This is a genomic window from Flavobacterium psychraquaticum (genome assembly GCF_034497725.1).
In the GTDB taxonomy this organism is placed as follows: Bacteria; Bacteroidota; Bacteroidia; order Flavobacteriales; family Flavobacteriaceae; genus Flavobacterium; species Flavobacterium psychraquaticum.
This window is the reverse complement of record NZ_JAXKVR010000030.1, coordinates 736792-756768: the sequence shown is the minus strand read 5'-3', so window position 1 is coordinate 756768 and position 19977 is coordinate 736792. Positions and strand designations below refer to the sequence as shown.

Genomic DNA, 19977 nt, shown 5'->3' with positions numbered 1-19977 from the left:
TGATTGTATAAAGGTTATTTTTATTATTGAGCACCGATTTTATAAAACACGCCTTCTGAAAAAGTCACTACGTCACCTTCATCATTAACAACGTTAAGTTTGAATTTCCCAGTATATAAACCATTTTGAACTTCTTCTATTGTAATTTCACCATTACTTTGTTGCACGTTCACAACTTTAAATTTAGCGTTTTGATTTCCACCAACGATAGTTATCAAATCTCCAGCAACATAACCTTCGCCTCTCGCAACTACAGTAATTTTTTTAACAACTCCTGCAACTACTTCAGTTACTACTCTTAATCCCGTTCCTGAACCACCAATTGTTTGTGCTCCAGATGGATTTGCAACATAAGCAGTACCTCCAGAAATTAATGGTGAAAGCTTAAAAACTGGACCAGGAACAACATCTGTGCTATAGAAACTTTCCGAACCTACTTTCGTGTAAGCGTAAGACGCATTGTTTCCTAAGAAGTTTTCCGTCCCTAAAATATATGTTCCGACATCGCTTGCGCTGGTTTTTAAAATCAATGTTTCATAAAATCCAAAAGCAGTGATACTCATTCCGCCGTTTGCATCAATAGTAACTTTTGCATCTTTCGCTTTCCATTGTGTATCATTTAATTTTGCCTGAAATGCGGGTGTATTTGTTTGAATGTTTTGTTCGCAAGCGGTAAATAACATTGCAACTGCGATTAAAGAAAATATTTTTTTCATTTTTATTCTTGATTATATCTTAAGAAACAAAAATAACTTTTTTATCCAAATAAAAAACATTTTAGCTTTAAATTTATTTTTTTGCTAATAGATGTATTTGTATAACAAAGTTTTATATCTTTGCACCCTTAAATAACCGAGGTCGAGAACCTCAAATTAATCACAAGATTATGTCAGTAAAAATTAGATTACAAAGACACGGAAAAAAAGGGAAACCTTTTTATTGGGTTGTTGCTGCAGATGCTAGAGCAAAAAGAGATGGTAAATTCTTAGAGAAAATCGGAACTTACAATCCTAATACTAACCCTGCAACTATCGATTTAGATATCGAAAAAGCGGCTCAATGGTTGTACAATGGTGCACAACCAACTGATACTGCAAAAGCAATTTTATCTTACAAAGGTGCTTTATTGAAACATCATTTAAATGGTGGAGTTCGTAAAGGTGCTTTAACTCAAGAACAAGCTGATACTAAATTAGCTGCTTGGTTAGACGAAAAAGCTGGTAAAGTTGATGTTAAAAAATCTGGTTTATCTAAAGTAGATGCAGAAGCTAGAGTGAAAGCTTTAAAAGCTGAAAAAGTAGCTAACGAAAAACGTATTGCTGCTCAAGTTGAAGCTGCAAACGCTGCAAATACTACAGAAGAAGTGACAGAAGAGGTAGCTGAGGCTGCAACTGAAGAAGCTCCTGCAGTTGAAGAAAACAACGAAGAAACTCAAGCATAATTTTAACAGCGATTCCATGCGTAAAGAAGATTGTTTCTATTTAGGTAAAATCGCGAAAAAGTTTAGCTTCAAAGGGGAAGTATTGGTATTTTTGGATACCGATGAGCCCGAATTGTATGAAGATTTGGAATCAGTTTTTGTTGAAATCAACAAAACACTGGTTCCATTTTTTATTGAAACTGGCTCCATACATAAAGATAAATTTTTACGTGTTCGTTTTGAAGATGTTAAAAATGAAGAAGAGGCTGATGCGATTATGGGAAGCGCAGTATATCTTCCAATCGCAATGTTAACTGAATTAGAAGGAACGCAATTTTACTATCACGAAGTTATTGGTTTTGATGTTATTGACCTTATTAGAGGTAATATTGGAAAAATCGTAGCGATTAATGATAGCGGCGCTCAACCTTTATTTGAAATTGACAAAAACGGAATTGAAATTTTAATTCCAGTTATTGATGATTTTATTATTGCTCTTGACAGAGCGAACAAAACTATTACTTTAGAAACTCCTGATGGTTTAGTAGATTTATATCTTTCTTAAAATTCCAAAAGCTTCATTTGTTGTTTCAAGAATTCTAATATCGTTACCCTTTAATCTTAAAACATTTTGTTTAAATTCAAACAATTCGCTGTAAACCAAGACCGTTGTGCTATGAAAATTGGTACCGATGCCGTTTTACTTGGTGCTTGGTGTCCGATTGATAATAATCCGAAATCTATTTTAGATATTGGTGCTGGAACGGGTATTTTAGCTTTGATGTTAGCGCAAAGAACAAATGCAGATCAAATTGATGCTTTAGAAATTGACGAAGAAGCCTACGAACAATGTGTTGAAAATTTTGAAGCTTCGGCTTGGGCGGATAAATTATTCTGTTATCACGCGGGTTTAGATGAATTTGTTGACGAACCTGAAGATGAATATGATTTAATTATTTCGAATCCTCCTTTTTATAGTGAAGATTTTAAGACCGAAAATGAACAACGCGATTTAGCTCGTTTTCAAGACGCAATGCCTTTTGAAGATTTAATTGAAGCTGCGGATTTATTGCTTTCGGAAAATGGCCTTTTTGCCGTAGTAATTCCTTATAAAGAAGAAGACCGTTTTATTGATTTGTGTGCTGAATATGAACTTTATCCGGTGAAAGCAACTCGTGTAAAAGGTTCGCACAAAACTCCGATTGTTAGAACTTTATTGGCTTTTAAACGATTTGAATTATCAGTTTTAACGGCTGATGAATTGGTTGTTGAAATTAATCGTCATGAATATACGGATGATTATATCAATTTGACACAAGATTTCTATTTGAAGATGTAACCCTAGCCCAGATGGGAACGGCATCCTTTTTATTTTTTCTTTAAAAATGAAAAGATAGAGTGGACAGCTGGATAAAGCTTCAAGAAATTATAACAGTTGTTAATTGATTTGTTACAAATGTTTACTTACTTTTGTGTCTTTCAAATCAAAAAATATGAAACCAGACTTATTTCAATCTCCAGATTATTATTTATTAGACGACTTATTATCTGACGAACATAAAATGGTACGTGATGCGGCACGTGCTTGGGTAAAAAAAGAAGTATCTCCTATTATTGAAGATTATGCACAAAGAGCTGAATTTCCGCATCAAATCGTAAAAGGTTTGGGTGAAATTGGTGGTTTTGGTCCGTATATTCCTGTAGAATATGGTGGTGCTGGATTAGACCAAATTTCGTATGGTTTAATAATGCAAGAAATTGAAAGAGGAGATTCGGGCGTTCGCTCGACTTCTTCTGTACAGTCTTCGTTAGTAATGTATCCTATTTGGAAATACGGAAACGAAGAGCAACGCATGAAATATCTTCCAAAATTAGCTACTGGTGAATTCATCGGATGCTTTGGATTGACAGAACCAGACCACGGATCAAATCCAAGTGGAATGACTTCAAACTTTAAAGATATGGGCGATCATTATCTTTTAAATGGAGCAAAAATGTGGATTTCAAATGCACCTTTTGCTGATATTGCTATTGTTTGGGCGAAAAATGAAGAAGGAAGAATTCACGGTTTAATCGTGGAACGCGGAATGGAAGGTTTTACAACTCCAGAAACACATAACAAATGGTCGTTAAGAGCTTCTGCAACTGGAGAGCTTATTTTTGACAATGTAAAAGTACCAAAGGAAAACTTATTACCAAATAAATCAGGATTAGGAGCACCACTTGGTTGTTTAGATTCGGCACGTTACGGAATTGCTTGGGGTGCAATTGGAGCAGCAATGGATTGTTATGACACAGCTTTGAGATATTCAAAAGAACGTATTCAGTTTGACAAACCAATTGGAGCAACACAATTGCAACAAAAGAAATTAGCTGAAATGATTACTGAAATCACTAAAGCACAATTATTAACTTGGAGATTAGGTGTTTTAAGAAACGAAGGAAAAGCTACAACGGCTCAAATTTCGATGGCAAAAAGAAACAATGTTGATATGGCGTTAACGATTGCTCGTGATGCCCGTCAAATGTTAGGTGGAATGGGAATTACGGGTGAATATTCAATTATGAGACATATGATGAATTTAGAATCTGTAGTTACTTATGAAGGAACGCACGATATTCACTTGTTAATTACAGGAATGGATGTTACGGGTTTCCCTGCTTTTAAGTAAAATAAAAAGTAAAATATATAAAAAAGCGAGAAGTATTTCTCGCTTTTTTTATGGCCTAAACTTAAAAACTAGTTTGACTATCTGGTTGATAGCTGAATTTAAAAGTGTAATATCTTGAAGGCGTCGTTAACTCCGGATTAGCGGGTGCGTTTTGATAATAACTTAGTATTTCAAATTTAGCATATTTACCGTTATGAGTTTTCACCACATAAATTTTTCCAGCTACTGGAGTAATTAAATGTGAAGTTGGATTATAATCATACCAAGGTTGTGAAAAAGCATAAGTTGCTACGCCATCTTGTTTAAAAGTTGTTGCATCTGGAAATGTAGTAACAGTATCAAAAGTAGAAGATAAAGCACTAACAGAAGCAATCCCAGTTCTAGAAGGCTCGTCTGTTAAACCTATTTCTGTGCCGCCATTAACAATTATGGTCGTACCACGGAAAGCAATATCCCAATTATCAGAAGTTACAATTGCATTTTCTGAAAAACTGAATTTTGTGAATGCTCCTGCTGTTGGTTGTCCTTGTCCGCCCGATTGTGGTGCATAAAGATTCGCAAATGTTTTAGCTTCTAATGCTGGTTTTTGAACGCCGTCATCATCACTACTGCAAGAAGCGAAAGAAATAAAAAGTGCTACGATCGAAAGTTTAATAAAATTGGTTTTCATAAGTATGTATTTAAATTAATTTGTTAAAAGTTAAATTGCAATCGGGCAAAAAGTTGTCGGCCTGATAAATTGCTTATTTCATTGGGATTTGTGAAATCAAATAAATTATTTGCTCCCATTTGAAGCGAAAGATTATCCTTAATTTCTTTAGTGATTGAAAGATTTGTTAGAAAATAGTCAGCAACAAAAGCATCATAATTATCTAAAATCTGATTGTTATTTGAATCGGCAATTCCATATTTACTTCGATAAAAAACACGAAGATTAATTGCCGTTTTTAGGGCTGGAATAGTATATAAAACCTTAAAATTAGCCGTATGTTTTGAACGATTAAACAAGCCAAAATAATCGTCTTTTTTCAGTTGAAAAGAAGCTAATGTAGTTTGATCTCTAGCAAAAACTTCGCCTTTATCAATTGCTTTTAGAACTGATTTATCTTTTGCAACTAAATATTGATAACCCAAGGAAAATTTGAAATTATTGATTTTATAATGAAAGTTATTTTCGATTCCGTAAGTGAAAATTTCGTCAATATTGAAATAACTAAATACGTTTTGACCGTTCGTTTTTTGAGCAATAGCTTTGGTGTCAATTAAGTTTGAAATAGAATTATAAAACAAATTCGTATCCCATTTAAAATTTACTTTTTCGAAATAACTTCCCAAGTTGATATTAACTGAACTTTCAGGTTTTAATTCACTATTGAAATCAATGCCATCATATCGAAATAAAATCTGACCTTGATTGTCTAAGGCATTCAATCGTTCTTGGGCAACATTATAACCAAAAACAGCATAACCAATGGCCGAATTAGTAAAATCAAAATATAACTGTCTGAAATCTGGAGCTTTAAATCCGTAACCAACCGATGATTTTAAAGAAATGTTTTGATTAACTTTATAATTTACAGCAAATTTCGGACTCCATTGCGATTGATATTCTTGGTGATTATCATATCGAAAACCCGCTAAAATATTCCATTTATCGGTCGGATTATAATCGTATTGTAAAAAAGCATATTGGGAATTAAACACAACATTTGAATCAAAATACGTTCGGTTTAGAGTTTCTTTATTCAAGCCAATTCCACCAGTTAGTTTACTTTTTTGGAATGACCAAGTAGTTCTAACTTCGGGTCGAAAAAGCCATTGCTTATAAAAATTAGCTTCAAAAAGTTGTTTATTGGAATCGTTTAGAAATTCATCAGTTTTGTAATTTGTTGCATAAAATTCATATTCGGAATAGAACTTTTTGTTCCATTTATGTGTTACTTTTATTTGTGAATTCCACTCGTTAATGACGGCATCTCCTTTATATTTTTCATCATCAATTGTGGCTTTATAGTCTTGTTTTTGATTGTAATATCGAGTTCCCACAACTAATTTCAAATCGTCTGAGAAATCATAATAAAATTTCGGTTGTATTGTAATGTTGTAAAAAGACTCAACTGTTTTTTCGGGTGTCGACTCATTTAAATCGTATCCATTGGTGTTGAAATAATTTACAAAAATACTTCCCGAAAATTTATTTTTCTTCCAAACAACATTGGAATTCAAGTCATTGGTTTCAAAAGACGCATAACGATAAGAAAGATTTCCCGATAATAGATCTCGTTTCGGTTTTTTGGTAATAATATTAATTACACCTGCTAAAGCTTCCGAACCATATAAAGAAGATGAAGCTCCTTTCACAATTTCAATTCGATCGATATTCCCAACACTAATTCTGGACAAATCTAAAGTTCCAGCACTTCTTCCTACTAAAGGAACGCCATCAATCAAAATCAGCGTATAAGATGCATCTAATCCCTGGACTTGAATCCCTTCAACACCTCCAAAATCGGGAATTGTTAACAAGCCGGTTTGTTCAAATAAAATCTCATTTAAACGCGTTACACCCGATTTTGAAATTGCTTCTGAAGTTATAATTGCTATTGGTAATGGTAAAGAAGCTAAGTTTCTTTCGGTTCTAGTTGCCGTGACTACAACTTCTCTTAATTCACTTATTTTAATGGAATCTGCAAGTTGTTTTTGCGAAAAAACCAAACTTAAACTGAGACTATTTACTATTAAAAAGAAAGCTATTTTCATTATTTATAATTAATCTTAAGAAATATATTGAGGCAAATATATGTCTTATTTTTATTTATTCTAAATAAATTTAATACTTTTGTGGTCTAATTTTAAACAAAAAAAATAGTATTATGAAAAAAGCATTCGTTATCTTATCGCTATCAATCTTGTATTCTGCAGGTTACGCACAAGAAAAACAGAAAGACATTGAATCGATAAAAAAAATGTGTGGTTGCTATGAAGTTGAATTTAACTTTCAGGAAATTTTTCAAGCTTCAACTGATTCCACTTACAAGCCTTCGCCCGTTAAAAAAGATCACGGATTAGAATGGATTGAATTAATAGAAGAAGCGCCCAATAAGTTAGTGCTTCAACATTTATTAATTGCCAATGAAAAAATGATTATCAAGCATTGGAGACAAGATTGGTTGTACGAAAACACAAATTTATATGAGTTCTACAAAGACAATACTTGGAAATTCAACCAATTAAAAGCGAAAGACGTTAAAGGACAATGGACGCAAAAAGTATATCAAGTTGATGATAGTCCACGATATGAAGGAACGGGAACTTGGATTCATAAAGACGGAAGAAATTATTGGATGAATATTACCGATGCTCCTTTACCAAGAAGAGAAGAAACCATAAGAAAAGATTATAATGTTTTAGAAAGAAGAAACATTCATGAAATCACAAAATATGGTTGGTTACACGAACAAGACAACAGAAAAATAATTCGTGACGACAAAGGTAATGACACAGAAGTAGCTAAAGAAAAAGGTTTAGACATTTATGTAAAAGTTGACGATTCTAAGTGTAAAAGTGCTCAAGATTGGTGGTCAGAAAACAATAAATTATGGGGCAATGTGAGAGCAAAATGGCAAACAATCTTTGATCGTAACCAAACGATTTCATTAGAAGAAAAAATAGAACACAAACAATTATACCGTCATTTGTTTGGCTTAAAACCATCTGCGAAAAAAGCGGAAACCGATAAAATTATCGATTCATTTCTAAAATAAAAATTATGTGTAAGAATTTTAAATATTTAACAAAAAACAAAAACGGCTTTTTGATTTACTGTTCTAAAATAGCAGTTTACCAACTTTCGTATAAGAACTTAAACTTCAATTTAACTACTGAAGAATTAACGAGTTTGGTTAAATATTTAAAAAATATTGATTGTGATTATTGGGAAAAGGAATACGAAAATTCTATTTACGAGAAGAAAATTCCTATTCCAACTTTGCAAACTAATTTTATGATTCTCCTAGAACGAAATGAAGTAAATGAATTGTTATTTTTACTTGACAAACCCGATTCCAAAGAATATCTTTCTGTTGAAGATATAAATTATCAAATCTATTTAAACTAAAAAAACAAAATGCTTCTCATACTTTGGGAAGCATTTTTTATAATTAGTCAATTGCTTATTATCAAAAACAATAAAAAAGAGTATTTTTGACTTGCTTCTGTATTGAAATTGAAATTAGAAAAATATGTCATCACAAGATAGATTATCGAAAGCTTATAACGAAGCGAAACGAATAGGTTTTGACAACACTTCAAAGTTTATTTTGTTTAGTGATATTCACCGTGGCGATAGTAGTTTTGCGGATGATTTTGCTAACAATAGGAACATATATTATCACGCATTACAACATTATTTCAAAGAAGGTTATACTTATATTGAATTAGGTGATGGCGATGAACTATGGGAAAATATTTTCTTTAAAGATATTTTCGAGGTCAACAAAAATGTGTATTTGTTAATGCAAAAGTTCTTTGTTGAAAACAGATTGCATTTAATTTTTGGAAACCACGATTTTGTTTATAAAAATCCAAATAACGTAAAAAAATTATTGTCAGAATATTTTGAACCAAGAGAAGGCAAGAAATTACCGCTTTTCCCAAACATTACATTTTCTGAAGGTATAATTTTAGAATACATCAACAATAAAAATCAAGAAATTTTTTTAACACATGGTCATCAGGCAGATTTTATGAATTATGTAGGATGGAAATTTAATCGATTTTTAGTGCGTGTTCTTTGGAAACCATTACAAGTTTGGGGAATAAAAGACCCCACGAGTCCAGCTAAAAACTACATTGAATTAATTAAAGTGGAAAGAAGAATCAAAAAATGGATAGCCAGTAACGGAAATAAAATCACAATTACAGGTCATACACATCGTCCTAGGTTTCCAAATACAAGTGAAGAAATTTTAAATTATTTTAATAGCGGAAGCTGTGTTCATCCAAGAAGCATAACCGGAATTGAAATTGCTGTTGGAACTATTTCTTTAATAAAATGGTTCATTGATACTAAAGAAGATGGAACGCTTCAAATAGTAAAAGAAGTTTTAGAAGGTCCGGCTCGTTTGGAAGAATATAAATAGATACTAGATTTTCGAATATTGGATTTTCAGCTTACTGTTCTGGTGCAATTTCTAATTCTAAACCTTGTAATTCTTCTGTTAAATGAATTTGACAACCTAATTTTGAATTATCTTTCACGTGATAAGCTTCGCAAAGCATTGCATCTTCATCTGGATTTCTTTCTAATGAAATTACATCGTTTAAAACATAACATTGACAAGAAGCACACATTGCCATTCCGCCACAAACGCCAATTGTTCCTTCTTCGGCTAATTCATAAGCACGAATTAACTCCATCACATTCATATTCATATCCGTTGGTGCCTGAACTTCGTGTTTTACACCGTTTCTGTCTGTAATGTAAATTGTTACGTCTTTTGACATTATTCTAAATTTTTATTAATTTTCTTAAGTTGCTCAATATCTGCCAAATCTTTATATCTTCCAGATGCCAATTTATTTTTTAATAAATCATCATAACTAACATAAGGTATTTTAAAGTCTAAAACCGTTAGATATTTACAATTTAATATACTTTCCTCAAAAATCAATCCATCTACGTGTGTTAAAATTTCAATTTTTGTTGGTTCAATACCTATACTCCAAACATCAAACTTTTCGTTCACGAATTCATGAAATGGAAATATTGGTGCACCAAAATCCTTATAAACTTGAACTAAATTGTTGTAATTTTCTTGCGTTTTATCTACCCACAAATCTAAATCACCCGTACTTCTTACATAGCCATTTAAAATGACCGCATAACCTCCGACCAAGAGATATTTAACTTCATATTTATCTAGAAGCTGTAAGAATTCGAGAAAATCAAAATTAAATAGATGTGGCATGTTTTCTGGAAGCGATCAACGACCTGTTTACTTTTGTTCTTTCTGAGGTTCCAAAAATAGAATTGATAATAAAACAAGCACTATTTAGTCGATTTAATGCAGATTTATCTTTATAAAAAGAAACATGGTCATCAGCTTCTTTAAAACTTGACTTCGAAACAACATTTCTTATCATTTTAAACTGTTCCATAATTTACTTTTTTTCAAATTTAATAAATTAATCGATAGATTTTACAACTGCTTTTTCGGCTTCTTTTCTGGTTCCATCAAAACCGTCAATTCCTGAAACTGTTGTGTATTTTAAAACATAACGTTTTCCTGGATTAAGGCGGTTATAAACACTTTGGCACATTAAAGTTGCTTCGTGAAATCCACATAAAATTAATTTCAGCTTCCCTGGATAAATATTTACGTCGCCAATTGCATAAATGCCTTCGATATTTGTTTGATAATCTAAAGCGTTGTTCACTTTAATTGCGTTTTTTTCAATCTCTAATCCCCAATTTGCGATAGGTCCTAATTTAGGTGTTAAACCAAAAAGCGGAATGAAATAATCTGTTGGCACGTTCATTCGAGCTCCGTTTATTTCAATATCTAACGATTCAATTCGTTCGCTTCCTTTAAAACCAATAACTTCAGCTGGCGTAATTAATTTAATTTTTCCAGCATTTTTCAATTCTTGAACTTTTTCAACAGAATCTAAAGCACCTCTAAATTCGTTTCTTCTGTGCACTAAAGTCACTGATTCAGCAACATTCGCTAAGAAAATACTCCAATCTAAAGCAGAGTCACCACCACCGGCGATCACAATGTTTTTTCCTCTATATTTTTCTGGATCTTTTACGAAGTAATCTACTCCTCTATCTTCTTTTTCGTAAAATTCGATGTCTTTTAAAAGTGGTTTTCTAGGTTCGAAAGTACCTAAACCACCAGCAATAGCAATTGCTTTTGCTTGATGTTGTGTCCCTTCATTTGTAGTTACAATAAAAGTACCATCTTCTAATTTTTCAATAGTTTCAGCAGTTTCGCCCAACGTAAATCCAGGCTGAAATTGCTTAATTTGTTCCATTAAATTAGTCACCAAATCACCCGCCATAACGGATGGATAACCTGGAATATCGAAGATTGGTTTTTTGGGATATAATTCCGCTAATTGTCCTCCAGGTTGAGGCAACGCGTCAATAATATGGCATTTTAATTGTAGTAATCCGGCTTCAAAAACAGTGAAAAGCCCTGTTGGACCTGCACCAATAATAAGAATATCTGTTTGAATCATAATCTGAATTCGTTTAATCGTGTAAAATTAACTATTAAAAAAATAGCTAATCGTTACTTTAGTTACAAAGACACAAAATTGGTGATTTCAAAAACAGCATAATATGATAATAATCAGTTATGCGATATTTTCTACTGTTTCAATTTGTGGAACGAATTTTTTTATTGTTGTTTCCACACCTGCCTTCATTGTGCTGATACTTAAACTACAATTGGTACAAGCTCCTTCTAAACGAACTTTTACGTGCTTGTCTTCGATAATGTCTATCAAAGTAATATCGCCACCATCTGAATTCAAAAAAGGACGAATTTCTTGTAGTGCCTTTTCAACATTCTCTCTAATTTCTGTTGTAGTCATAGTTATAATATGTCAATTATCAATAGTTGATGTGTCGATTTTTATTGAGTAAGAACCAACACATCAGCCAATTGATTCTTATTTTTTCACGGCAGAACAACCTGCCATTGTGGTTATTTTTATTGCTTCAGTTGGAGGCAAAGTCTCATTACGATTTACCGTTTCTTGCACAACATTTCTTGTAATTTCTTCAAAAACAGTTTCTAAAACTGAACCTGTTTGCAATGCTGCCGGACGACCATAGTCTCCAGCTTCACGAATACTTTGTACTAAAGGAACTTCTCCTAATAATGGAACTTGTAAATCTAATGCTAAATTTTTAGCACCTTCTTTTCCAAAGATATAATATTTGTTGTTAGGAAGTTCTTCTGGCGTAAAATAAGCCATATTCTCAATGATTCCCAATACTGGAACCTGAATAGCATCCGACAAGAACATTGAAACTCCTTTTTTAGCATCGGCCAAAGCAACAGCTTGAGGTGTACTAACAACAACAGCTCCCGTAATTGGCAACGATTGCATAATTGACAAGTGAATATCTCCTGTTCCTGGTGGTAAATCAATTAATAAAAAATCTAATTCTCCCCAATTGGCATCAAAAATCATTTGATTCAACGCTTTTGCCGCCATTGGTCCTCTCCAAATAACAGCTTGGTCTGGTTTAGTGAAAAATCCGATTGAAAGAATTTCTACACCATAACTAGTAACCGGTTGCATTTTTGATTTTCCATCTACTTCAACTGAAGTTGGTTTTGCTTGTTCTACATCAAACATAATTGGCATCGATGGTCCATAAATATCTGCATCTAAAACACCAACTTTGAATCCCATTTTTGATAAAGTTACCGCTAAATTAGCTGTAATTGTAGATTTTCCAACGCCACCCTTACCCGAAGCAACTGCAATAATATTTGAAATACCTCGAATTGATTTTCCTTTTATCAAATTTGGATTCTCCGGTTTTTCTGGAGCTTCTACTTTAATGTTCACTTTTACTTTTGCTTTTTCGTAAACTTTTTCGTGAATCGTTTTGATAATATCAACCTCAGCACGTTTTTTAATATGTAATGCTGGTGTTGACAAAAGTAAATCCACAACAACCTCATCGCCAAAAGTGATTACGTTTTGAACTGCACCACTTTCAACCATATTTTTTCCTTCACCCGCTACCGTAATGGTTTCTAAAGCAGCAAGAATATCTTTTCTTTCTAATTTCATCTCACTAAGAGTTTATTTGTTTATGTTCAATGCAACGCTATTAAATTCAGCGTTTCATTTACTTGCTTAAAAAAGTTATTTGCATAAAGTTCAAAATCAATTCCTTTTATTTAAACTGAATATGGATTGCAAAGATAGTGAGAACTTTATACGTTTAAAAGTATAAAGCTTTAAAGTTTTCTTATAATTAGATAGTTATAACTTATATGAAGAATGATAATTATTTGTAAATTTTTGAGAAATTAGGAAATAATTGGAAATAAAAGAATAGCTTTGTTTTTGTAAATTATTCCTAAATTAGGAAATAATTGTATTAATTATGGAAAAATCACCAAAATATTCACTTAAAGAAAATCTTCTTAAACTAAAAGAAGCTCCCGAAAATCAATACTTTTTCAACAAAATTGAATCAGAGTATTTGCATTGGGACAAAGTGAAATATTTAGGTTTTAAAAAAAATGATACTAATTTATGGAAAGAAATTAAATTAATCCGTAAGCTAATTAGTAAAAAATTCGTTTTAAACAACAAACATACTATTAGTCTAGAATATGGTGTAAATGATTTTTTGCAACAAAAACTTCATTATTTAGATTTCAATTTTGGTGCTGGTCTTCAAAAAGAACAATTATTATCTGATTTAGACAAACACCAATATTTATCTAATGCTTTAATGGAAGAATCTATTTTTTCTTCTATGATTGAAGGAGCCACAACAACACGAGTTAAAGCAAAAGATATGCTTCGAAAAGGAAAAAAGCCTAATAACAAATCGGAGCAAATGATTTTAAATAATTATAAAACCATCCAATATATAAGTAAAAACAAAAGTGAGGAAATCACTATTCATAAATTATTTGAAATTCACAAACTAGTTACCGAAAATACATTAGAAGAAGAAAATTGCGGTGTTTTTCGAAACACTAATGATGTTCTAGTTATGATTCAAATTACCGGAGAGATCGTTCACACACCACCATCTTTTAAAGAATTAGAAGAACTAATGCAGTCTTTTTGTGATTTTTTCAACAACAATCTAAAAGAAGAATTTATTCATCCCATTGTAAAAGCATCGATTCTTCATTTTTTAATTGGCTATATTCATCCATTCGTAGATGGAAATGGGCGAACGGCTCGTGCTTTGTTTTATTGGTATTTACTAAAAAATGGCTATTGGCTAACAGAATATCTTTCCATTTCACGTGTGATCTTAAAAACGAAAACACAATACGAAAAAGCCTATATTTATAGTGAAATAGATGAAATGAATGTTTCCTATTTTATTCATTATCAAGTAAAAGTTTTAACGCAAGCCTTTGAGGATTTAAAAGATTATTTATCCAAAAAGAAAAAAGAAGAAAACAAATTAAACAAATACTTGAAGGTATCCAATATAAATGATCGTCAAGCTCAAATTTTATATTGGATTGAAGAAGATGCAAATCGCTATTTTTCAGTTAAAGAAATCGAGAACGTCTTTAGTGTTACCAATCAAACAGCAAGAACAGATATTGAAGAATTAGTAGATCAAGACTTTTTAAAGAAAGTAAGTATCAATAAAAAATCATTTAATTATTGGAAAGGAGAGAAATTTGACTCAACTTTTTTGTAATTATTTGTAAATTTTTATAAAATTAGGAAATAATATGAAATGATATGGGATTAAGTATTCATTACAACGGAAAATTAAATAAAGCCAGCGAATTAGCATTATTAATCAATGAAGTTAAAGAAATAGCTGTTACTAAAAAATGGCGTTATTTTATTTTTGAGGATACTTTCGAACAAAGCTCATTTTCAGAAATTGTAAATATTGAAGAGCTTTATGGAATTATGATAACTCCACCAGAAAGTGAGCCTTTGTGTTTTTCATTTTTATCAAATGGTAGAATGTGTGGGATCTTAAATCATAAGACAATCCAGACAAATCAAACTATTGAAGATGAATTAACTTATCAATTAACAACAAAAACACAATATGCTGGATCACAAATCCATAAAGAAATTATTCTTTTGATGGACTATATTAGTAAGAAATATTTAGTTAATTTTGAATGTCAAGACGAAGGTCAGTTTTGGGAAACTAGAGATGAAAATCTTTTAAAACTTAATTTTAAAAAATATACGAATTTCATTGATAGCTTTAGTAGTTCTATGGAAATGATTCCTGTAAATGAAAACGAAAAGATAGAAGACTACATTATGCGAATTTCTACCATAACATCAAAAAGAATTAATCATTAAAAAGTTGGTTCCCAAAAATGTTTGTCAAAATCCACAATTTGATTATCAATTACCTTAATTCCTTCATTTTCGAGCAATTGTTGCATTAAATTAGTGCCATCAAAATGATGTTTGCCTGAAAGTAGTCCTTTTCTATTTACAACCCGATGTGCTGGAACATCATGTAAATTGTGAGAAGCATTCATTGCCCAACCAACCATTCTAGCAGAGCGAGCAGTTCCCAGAGCTTTTGCAATTGCTCCGTAAGAAGTTACTTTTCCTTCCGGAATTTGTCGAACAATTGCATAAACGCGTTCGAAGAAATTTTCGTTATCTGGTTTTACAGTTTTCAAGAGGCAAAATACATCTTATACAAGGAAGAAATAGCAACAATTCCCGTTAAAAAGGCAATGAAAAAATTGATATTTTTAACAATGAAATTTAATTTATGTTCAATTAGCTTGAAGAATCTTGCGTATAAATAGAATACAAAATAAGTTCCGGCTGCGGCCGAAAGTGAGAACAGCAGAATCGACAGCATATCATAATTAAACAAATCTTTTGACGACATCATCAGTGTTGTAAATGCATACCAAGGAATTGCGAACATATTAAAAGCAGATAACGCCATTCCGTAAAAGAAACGGTTTCTTTTGGCTTCAATGTTTACTTCTACTTCTTTTTTCTTTTTGGCATTCAAGCCCATTATAAAAAACGCGACTGTTAATCCAATAAAAATAAAAGTCCCAATTTTCTTTAATCCTTCACTAAAAGCAGGATGTGCATCTAAGAATTTCGCAAAATAAGTTCCTGCAAAACTTTGGATAAAAACCACTACAACCGCTCCTAAAGCAAAGTTCAAGGCTTGTTTTTGATTTTCATTAATACTTATTTTCGCAATCGTCATATTCAACATTCCGGGAATAATAATACCACCGATTGAAATGATCAATCCTAGAAAAATAGCTAATACAAATGTCATAAATAGATTTTTATCAAAATTAGAAAACTTAAATCGATTGAAAGTAACTGATGTTACTTAATTCTAAATTGAATATAAGTAATTGCTTTGTTTACTTCTAAATATTGGTTTTCATAAAAAGTTTGAATTCCAGTAACTTCGGCCGGAGCCCCTTCGTTTTTATAAATATTATGATTGGCATAAATAACTTCGTGACCTTCACCGTGTAACAAACCTAAAGTATAGCCGTGCATAAATTCAGAATCCGTTTTTAAATGCATCAAACCATCTTGCTTTAATACTTTTTTATAGTTTTGCAAGAATTCAGAATTTGTCATTCTGTGTTTTGTACGTTTATATTTAATTTGAGGATCCGGGAAAGTAATCCAAATTTCAGACACTTCATTTTCTGCAAAAATATGATTGATCAATTCAATTTGAGTTCTTATGAAGGCTACATTATTCATCCCAGTATCCACAGCCGTTTTCGCACCACGCCAAAATCTTGCTCCTTTTACATCAATACCAATGAAGTTTTTATTGGGATTTAATTGTGCTAATCCCACAGAATATTCGCCTTTTCCACAGCCTAATTCTAAAACGATTGGATTGTCATTTTTAAAAAAATCACTGTTCCATTTCCCTTTTAATGCAAAACTATCTGAAACTACTTCTTCTCTTGTTGGTTGAAAAACGTTTACAAATGTTTCGTTTTCCTCGAATCTCTTTAATTTATTTTTACTTCCCACTTTTGACTTATTTTTGGCAAAATTAAGGAATTATAAAGGAACTCAAATTATTTTTACAAAACATCCTGAAAAAGTATCGATTAATTGAGCCTTTCACCTATAATTCTATCAAAATAACCTCATTGGATTTTTATTTTTTTACCTTTGGTAGGACGATTTTAATTCACATCGCCTTGCAGATTTCGATATAAAAGCAATCTTTTGAGCAATAAAAAAAACATATTAATAGCTCCACTAAATTGGGGATTAGGTCACGCAACTCGTTGTATTCCTATCATTAAGGCTTTGGAACAAAATAATTTTAACCCGATAATTGCTTCGGATGGCGATTCGTTGTCTTTTTTAAAAAAGGAATTTCCTGATTTAACTGCTTTGGAATTACCTTCATATAATATTGCCTATTCAGAAAGTAGAAGAAGTTTTAAATGGAAAATGGCTTTACAAATTCCAAAAATCGTACAAGCGGTTCGAAAAGAAAAAGATGAAGTTCAAAAAATCATAACAGCTTATCAAATTGAAGGAATAATTTCTGACAATCGATTAGGCGTTTATTCTAAAGATATTCCTTCGGTATTTATAACACATCAATTGAATGTGCTTTCTGGAACTACTTCTTGGTTAACTACAAAATTGCATTCGAAATTTATAAAAAAATTTAATCAATGTTGGGTTCCCGATTTTAATAATTTTCCAAATCTTTCTGGACGTTTAGGTCATTTGAAAACACCTTTACAAAACTGCCTTTATATTGGCCCATTGAGCAGATTTGAAAAGAAAATAGTGCCCATTCGCTATCATTTAATGGTAATTTTATCAGGTCCGGAACCGCAACGAACTTTGTTGGAGGAAAAATTAAGTTTCGAATTAAAAAAACATAAAGGTGAAATACTTTTTATAAAAGGAAAAATAGAAACTTTACAAAAAAACAAAAAAAAAGACAATATTACTTTTTACAATTTTATGAATTCGAATGAATTAGAAATTGCATTTAATGAAAGTAATGCAGTAGTATGTCGTTCTGGTTATACAACCATAATGGATTTGGCTAAATTACACAAAAAAGCTTTTTTTATTCCAACTCCAGGACAATATGAACAAGAATATTTGGCTAAAAAATTCAAAATTGAAGGAATTGCACCTTCTTGCAAACAAGAAAATTTTAAATTTACTGAATTAGATAAAATTCAGCTTTATAGAGGATTTGAAATGCCTGATATTGTTCAAGATTGGGAACAATTATTCAGTCTTTTCCAAAGTAAATGAAAATTCGGAACCGACTCCAAATTGACTTTCTACATAAATTTTTTCGTTGTGACCTTCAATGATGTGTTTCACGATTGCTAAACCCAAACCAGAACCGCCTTCACTTCTTGCACCACTTTTATCGACTCTGTAAAAACGTTCAAAAAGTCTTCCGATGTATTGTTTTTTGATTCCTTCGCCATTATCGGTTACGCGAACAATTAGACGATCGTTTACTAAATCCTCGATTCCTACTTCGGTTGTTCCGCCTTCGTTTCCGTATTTTATTGAATTTACTATCAAGTTTGTAACTACTTGTTGGATTTTTTCTTGATCGGCTAAAACCCAAATTGGCTTCGCATATTTTGCATCAAAACTAAGTGTAATTTTCTTTTTAGAAGCTTTCATCTCGAGTAAATCGAATACATTTTGAACTACCTCAACAATATCAAATCTAGAAACTTCAAGATGAATATCTCCTGTTTCTAATTTGGTAATCATATCCAAATCTTTTACAATGTAGATTAAGCGTTCAACACCTTTATCAGCACGTTGTAAATATTTTTTTCGAATGGTTTTGTCTTCCATCGCACCATCAAGCAAGGTTAACAAATAGCCTTGAACGGTAAATAACGGTGTTTTTAATTCGTGTGAAATGTTCCCAAGAAATTCTCTTCGGTATTCTTCTCGAATTTTTAAAGTTTCAATTTCAAGTTTTTTGTCGCGGGCAAATTTCTGAACTTCTTTAGTCAGCGTTTCCATATCCGTAGTAATCGGCTGATTTCTAAAAGAAGTGTTTTCTAACAGAGAAACATCATCGTATATTTTTTTCACTCTTTTATAAATGAAAGTTTCTACGCGATATTGGATTAGAAAAAACGAGAAAAGTGCTAAGCAAAACGCAAAACCAAAGACAAAAATCAAATGAAGTGGTGCTATAAAAAAATGATACAACAAAAACACGCCTAAAAAAAAAAGCGTAATGTATGCCGAAGATTTAAAAGCAAACTTATATGACTTTTTGAAATTTAATTCCATTAAAACTCAATTTTATATCCTACTCCTTTTATAGTTTTGAAAAAATCATCGCCAATTTTTTCTCTTAATTTTCTGATGTGAACGTCGATTGTTCGTCCGCCAACTACAACTTCATTTCCCCAAACGCGGTCTAAAATTTCTTCACGAGTGAATACTTTTCCGGGTTTTGTTGCTAAAAGATAGAACAATTCAAATTCTTTTTTAGGCAAAACCATTATTTCGCCACCTTTATTGATTTTATATTCTTCTCGATTAATTTCAATATTTCCAACTATTAAAGTGCTAGAAGAAACGGCATCATCTGATTTTAATCTTCTCAATAAAGCTTTTACTTTACTAACTAATACTTTTGGTTTGATGGGTTTTGCAATATAATCATCGGCTCCGGCATCAAAACCAGCAACTTGCGAATAATCTTCAGAACGAGCGGTTAGAAAAGTGATAATTGTATCTTGTAATTCAGGCATTCTTCTGATGGTTTCACAAGCTTCAATTCCGTCCATTTCGGGCATCATTACATCCATAATAATTAATTGTGGAAGCTCTTTTTTAGCTTTGAAAATTGCTTCTTTACCATTTGAAGCTGTAATTACCTGATATCCTTCTTGTGTTAAATTATAACCTACAATTTCTAGGATATCTTGCTCATCATCAACCAATAAGATCTTAATGTCTTTTTTCTTCATTATACAATTATGTTGTGTTTCAGAATGTAAAGGTAAAAATAAAATGCACTCATTTTAAGAGTTTACAATTATTTAATCTATTAACACTGGCATAACCTAATGGTTGCTAATCGATAATAGGTTAATAACTTTCGAATAATATGACACCGGTTACTTTGCATAAAAA

24 protein-coding genes are annotated in these 19977 nt (G+C 31.7%); 10 read left to right on the top strand and 14 right to left on the bottom strand.

The genetic code is table 11. The annotated features are described in order from the left end of the window. Positions 1 to 23: 23 nt before the first annotated feature. A complete protein-coding gene (locus tag T1L09_RS13225; protein WP_322551441.1) occupies positions 24 to 716 on the bottom strand; it encodes a DUF6252 domain-containing protein in 693 nt (230 codons plus the stop codon). 170 nt (positions 717 to 886) lie between these two features. On the opposite strand from T1L09_RS13225, the gene T1L09_RS13220 reads away from it, so the two are divergent. The 4 genes from T1L09_RS13220 to T1L09_RS13205 all read left to right on the top strand — a co-directional run bounded on the left by T1L09_RS13220 (position 887) and on the right by T1L09_RS13205 (position 4092). After that, positions 887 to 1441: a 30S ribosomal protein S16 gene (locus T1L09_RS13220; protein WP_322551440.1), complete on the top strand. Its 555-nt coding sequence runs from the start codon at positions 887 to 889 to the stop codon at positions 1439 to 1441. A 16-nt stretch (positions 1442 to 1457) separates the two neighbouring features. Further along, a complete protein-coding gene (rimM, locus tag T1L09_RS13215) occupies positions 1458 to 1985 on the top strand; it encodes a ribosome maturation factor RimM (RefSeq protein WP_322551439.1) in 528 nt (175 codons plus the stop codon). A gap of 66 nt (positions 1986 to 2051) precedes the next feature. Continuing rightward, positions 2052 to 2759: a tRNA1(Val) (adenine(37)-N6)-methyltransferase gene (locus T1L09_RS13210; protein WP_322551438.1), complete on the top strand. Its 708-nt coding sequence runs from the start codon at positions 2052 to 2054 to the stop codon at positions 2757 to 2759. A 154-nt stretch (positions 2760 to 2913) separates the two neighbouring features. Further along, complete coding sequence (locus tag T1L09_RS13205) at positions 2914 to 4092, top strand: acyl-CoA dehydrogenase family protein (RefSeq protein ID WP_322551437.1); 1179 nt, start codon at positions 2914 to 2916, stop codon at positions 4090 to 4092. A gap of 61 nt (positions 4093 to 4153) precedes the next feature. Here T1L09_RS13205 and T1L09_RS13200 read toward each other — a convergent pair whose 3' ends face one another. Together T1L09_RS13200 and T1L09_RS13195 are read right to left on the bottom strand one after the other, a co-directional pair. Continuing rightward, positions 4154 to 4762: an HmuY family protein gene (locus T1L09_RS13200; RefSeq protein ID WP_322551436.1), complete on the bottom strand. Its 609-nt coding sequence runs from the start codon at positions 4760 to 4762 to the stop codon at positions 4154 to 4156. 23 nt (positions 4763 to 4785) lie between these two features. Further along, positions 4786 to 6852, bottom strand: a complete 2067-nt coding sequence (locus T1L09_RS13195) for a TonB-dependent receptor plug domain-containing protein (RefSeq protein ID WP_322551435.1) — start codon at positions 6850 to 6852, stop codon at positions 4786 to 4788. 113 nt (positions 6853 to 6965) lie between these two features. Here T1L09_RS13195 and T1L09_RS13190 point away from each other — a divergent pair, with 113 nt between their 5' ends. From T1L09_RS13190 to T1L09_RS13180, 3 genes are all read left to right on the top strand, one after another. Then, positions 6966 to 7856 (top strand): DUF6607 family protein, encoded by an 891-nt coding sequence (locus T1L09_RS13190; protein WP_322551434.1) that lies wholly within the window; start codon positions 6966 to 6968, stop codon positions 7854 to 7856. Between the two features lie 5 nt (positions 7857 to 7861). Next, on the top strand, positions 7862 to 8209 hold the full coding sequence (locus T1L09_RS13185; RefSeq protein ID WP_322551433.1) for a DUF6686 family protein: 348 nt from the start codon (positions 7862 to 7864) through the stop codon (positions 8207 to 8209). 124 nt (positions 8210 to 8333) lie between these two features. Further along, complete coding sequence (locus tag T1L09_RS13180) at positions 8334 to 9233, top strand: metallophosphoesterase (protein ID WP_322551432.1); 900 nt, start codon at positions 8334 to 8336, stop codon at positions 9231 to 9233. 31 nt (positions 9234 to 9264) lie between these two features. On the opposite strand, the gene T1L09_RS13175 is transcribed toward T1L09_RS13180, so the two are convergent. From T1L09_RS13175 to T1L09_RS13150, 6 genes are all read right to left on the bottom strand, one after another. Further along, entirely contained in the window at positions 9265 to 9597 is a 333-nt protein-coding gene (locus T1L09_RS13175) for a 2Fe-2S iron-sulfur cluster-binding family protein (protein WP_322551431.1), read from the bottom strand. Beyond that, positions 9597 to 10061, bottom strand: coding sequence for a hypothetical protein (locus T1L09_RS13170; protein WP_322551430.1), 465 nt, complete (start codon positions 10059 to 10061; stop codon positions 9597 to 9599). Before T1L09_RS13170 ends, T1L09_RS13175 begins: the two co-directional genes overlap by 1 nt. Further along, entirely contained in the window at positions 10045 to 10236 is a 192-nt protein-coding gene (locus T1L09_RS13165) for a hypothetical protein (protein ID WP_322551429.1), read from the bottom strand. The genes T1L09_RS13170 and T1L09_RS13165 overlap by 17 nt, the downstream gene beginning before the upstream one ends. A 42-nt stretch (positions 10237 to 10278) precedes the next feature. Then, on the bottom strand, positions 10279 to 11337 hold the full coding sequence (locus T1L09_RS13160) for an NAD(P)/FAD-dependent oxidoreductase (protein WP_322551428.1): 1059 nt from the start codon (positions 11335 to 11337) through the stop codon (positions 10279 to 10281). A gap of 117 nt (positions 11338 to 11454) precedes the next feature. Next, on the bottom strand, positions 11455 to 11694 hold the full coding sequence (locus T1L09_RS13155; RefSeq protein WP_322551427.1) for a NifU family protein: 240 nt from the start codon (positions 11692 to 11694) through the stop codon (positions 11455 to 11457). A gap of 78 nt (positions 11695 to 11772) precedes the next feature. Further along, positions 11773 to 12912 (bottom strand): Mrp/NBP35 family ATP-binding protein, encoded by a 1140-nt coding sequence (locus T1L09_RS13150; RefSeq protein ID WP_322551426.1) that lies wholly within the window; start codon positions 12910 to 12912, stop codon positions 11773 to 11775. A gap of 319 nt (positions 12913 to 13231) precedes the next feature. Here T1L09_RS13150 and T1L09_RS13145 point away from each other — a divergent pair, with 319 nt between their 5' ends. Then, positions 13232 to 14524, top strand: a complete 1293-nt coding sequence (locus tag T1L09_RS13145; RefSeq protein WP_322551425.1) for a Fic family protein — start codon at positions 13232 to 13234, stop codon at positions 14522 to 14524. A 44-nt stretch (positions 14525 to 14568) separates the two neighbouring features. Continuing rightward, positions 14569 to 15156: a hypothetical protein gene (locus T1L09_RS13140; protein ID WP_322551424.1), complete on the top strand. Its 588-nt coding sequence runs from the start codon at positions 14569 to 14571 to the stop codon at positions 15154 to 15156. Here the strand turns inward: T1L09_RS13140 and T1L09_RS13135 are convergent. The 3 genes from T1L09_RS13135 to trmB are packed head-to-tail and all read right to left on the bottom strand — an operon-like array spanning position 15153 to position 16845. Then, entirely contained in the window at positions 15153 to 15488 is a 336-nt protein-coding gene (locus T1L09_RS13135; protein WP_322551423.1) for an MGMT family protein, read from the bottom strand. The two genes, T1L09_RS13140 and T1L09_RS13135, sit on opposite strands and share 4 nt — an antisense overlap. Next, positions 15485 to 16117, bottom strand: a complete 633-nt coding sequence (locus T1L09_RS13130; RefSeq protein WP_322551422.1) for a lysine transporter LysE — start codon at positions 16115 to 16117, stop codon at positions 15485 to 15487. Before T1L09_RS13130 ends, T1L09_RS13135 begins: the two co-directional genes overlap by 4 nt. 53 nt (positions 16118 to 16170) lie before the next feature. Then, entirely contained in the window at positions 16171 to 16845 is a 675-nt protein-coding gene (trmB, locus tag T1L09_RS13125; RefSeq protein WP_322551421.1) for a tRNA (guanosine(46)-N7)-methyltransferase TrmB, read from the bottom strand. 201 nt (positions 16846 to 17046) lie between these two features. On the opposite strand from trmB, the gene T1L09_RS13120 reads away from it, so the two are divergent. Beyond that, complete coding sequence (locus T1L09_RS13120) at positions 17047 to 18108, top strand: glycosyltransferase (protein WP_322551420.1); 1062 nt, start codon at positions 17047 to 17049, stop codon at positions 18106 to 18108. On the opposite strand, the gene T1L09_RS13115 is transcribed toward T1L09_RS13120, so the two are convergent. Then, positions 18082 to 19125 (bottom strand): sensor histidine kinase, encoded by a 1044-nt coding sequence (locus tag T1L09_RS13115; protein ID WP_322551419.1) that lies wholly within the window; start codon positions 19123 to 19125, stop codon positions 18082 to 18084. The genes T1L09_RS13120 and T1L09_RS13115 overlap by 27 nt on opposite strands. Continuing rightward, a complete protein-coding gene (locus tag T1L09_RS13110) occupies positions 19125 to 19811 on the bottom strand; it encodes a response regulator transcription factor (RefSeq protein ID WP_322551418.1) in 687 nt (228 codons plus the stop codon). Before T1L09_RS13110 ends, T1L09_RS13115 begins: the two co-directional genes overlap by 1 nt. Between the last annotated feature and the right edge of the window lie 166 nt (positions 19812 to 19977).